The organism is Gordonia sp. i37 (assembly GCF_002043085.1).
Taxonomy (GTDB): Bacteria; Actinomycetota; Actinomycetes; order Mycobacteriales; family Mycobacteriaceae; genus Gordonia; species Gordonia polyisoprenivorans.
This window is the reverse complement of record NZ_MVPX01000684.1, coordinates 1-1,912: the sequence shown is the minus strand read 5'-3', so window position 1 is coordinate 1,912 and position 1,912 is coordinate 1. Positions and strand designations below refer to the sequence as shown.

The window sequence follows — 1,912 nt, the reverse complement described above, 5'->3', positions numbered from 1 at the left end:
CCTCCGTGACCGTTGATGGCGGGTTCCATCAGGCTCCTTCCTCTGCAGTGTGTGGGGCTGTGGACGGGTGGTCGAGCTCGCAGACGGTGTCGGCGAGCAGGCGCATCGAGCGGGTGACCGCAATGCGGTCGGCGGGTTCGAGTCGGTCGAGTGCCTCCTCGAACAGATCGGACTTCCGCGAGGTGGCACCGCGCACGTACTGGTAGCCGGTGGCGGTGGGGGTCAGTAGGCTGACGCGGCCGTCGTGCGGATCGGTGGTGCGGGTGACCATGCCGGATTGCTCGAGGCACGCGACGACCCGCGACATGGTCGGGCCGGCCACCGACTCCCGGGTGGCGAGTTCGGTGGCGCGGATCGGGGCGTTTTGCGCGATCGTCCACAACGCCGACAACTGCCCCGGCGACAGCGGTCCGGCGTCGGACCGGGCGCGGATGGCTCGTCCGATCCGGATGAGGTCGCGATGAATCGCAGCGGCTTCGCTGAGGGTCGCGACAGACGCTGCGCCGGACGTCTCGTCCATGACTCACCACCGAACGGATTGATAGTTGACCTTGGGTAACTAATTACTTAGTTACTCTAAGCGAAGTACTCGTCAGATCGCTCGTCAGATTGCTGTGAAGTGGGTTACAAGTTGGGTGAAAGATTCTGCAGATCAGGAAGATTCGGACATTACGTACACCGGTGATGTCCGGTCTGCCCGAAGATGACGATCTTCACCGACGTTCGAGAGTGGTTCAGTGGGCGACGGCGTGCGTCCGGAGCCGTGCGGCGCCCGGCCCGGTGAGAGCCCCGTCGACGACCGGTCGTCCCGACACCGCGAGCAGGAGATCAATCGCCCGACCACGCACCGTGGGGCCCTCGCCGTAGAGCATCTCGGCGTCGGTGACCACGAGGTGGAGCCCGTCCACCCGCTCGCGCCCGCCTCCCCAGGCGACCCGGGTGCGTGTCTGGTGGACCAGCGCGGTCATGACATGCTCGACGGGGAGGTCAGCGTCGATACCGAGAGGTCGGCGGATGTCCTCACCATGGACGAACACCTCGACGAGCCGCGTCGCCGGTGCCGCCGGCGGGGTGCGGCGCAGCTGTGCCGACCGTGCCAGACGGGCAAGGGTCTCCCGTGGGTTCGGAGCTTTCGCCGAGACGATCCCGCGGTCGTTGTCGGCGTCGAAATCGAAGCGCGAGCGCATCATCCGCCACACGAAGGCGGCCCGCGTGGTGCGGGCGCCGTCGACCAGATGGGCCAGCACGTCGTGGACATCCCAGCCCGGGCACAGCGACGGTGTGGTCCAGGCGTCCGCGTCGACGTTCTCGAGTGCATCGACGAGCCGTCGGCGTTCGGCGTGCACGACCGGCCATACCTCGCGCCGAGAACCCATCGGTCACCCTCCACTGCTGTTGATCCTGTTGTCTCGAATGCTGACTTGCTGGGCGCCCGGAAGTCATCGCGGTGCAAGCAGCCGACCGAATGACTGGCGGGCCGCTCCGATCGGTGATCACGCGATCTCCTGGACTAGCGTGTTCGCCATGATCGGGATCGACGTCTGGCGCCACGGTGCTCGCGCGGGTGGGCCCGTCTCGGGTCCCTGGTGGTCACGCACGTGGTTCCTGAATACGTTGTCGGCGCTGACCTTTCTCGCGCTGACCGCCTTTCACGTGTGGTGGTGGCAGGGTCACGGACGGCCCCTGTTGTGGGTCCTCCTGCTGGGCACCCCGATTCTGGCCTTCGTGCCGTCCGGGGTGATCATCAAGTGTGCACGCCGACGGTGGGTTCGGGAGTGGGCGTCCGCCAATGGTTTTCACCATCTTCCCGAGTCCGGGTGGCCGTTACCGCCGTGGGACTTCACACCGTTCTCCGTCGGGCGGGCCCGACGCAAGCGGGTGCGCGACGCGATGACCGGTCGCATCGGCGAGG

2 protein-coding genes and 1 pseudogene are annotated in these 1,912 nt (G+C 66.8%); 1 reads left to right on the top strand and 2 read right to left on the bottom strand.

The features are described 5' to 3' along the window. Positions 1-28: 28 nt before the first annotated feature. Positions 29-520, bottom strand: coding sequence for a MarR family transcriptional regulator (locus B1964_RS29600; protein WP_079932318.1), 492 nt, complete (start codon positions 518-520; stop codon positions 29-31). Positions 521-734: 214 nt separating this feature from the next. Next, complete coding sequence (locus B1964_RS29595) at positions 735-1,376, bottom strand: maleylpyruvate isomerase family mycothiol-dependent enzyme (RefSeq protein WP_079932317.1); 642 nt, start codon at positions 1,374-1,376, stop codon at positions 735-737. A 148-nt stretch (positions 1,377-1,524) separates the two neighbouring features. Between B1964_RS29595 and B1964_RS29590 the strand changes: the two are divergent. Further along, positions 1,525-1,912 (top strand): annotated as a pseudogene (locus tag B1964_RS29590) (DUF3137 domain-containing protein); the annotation flags it as partial.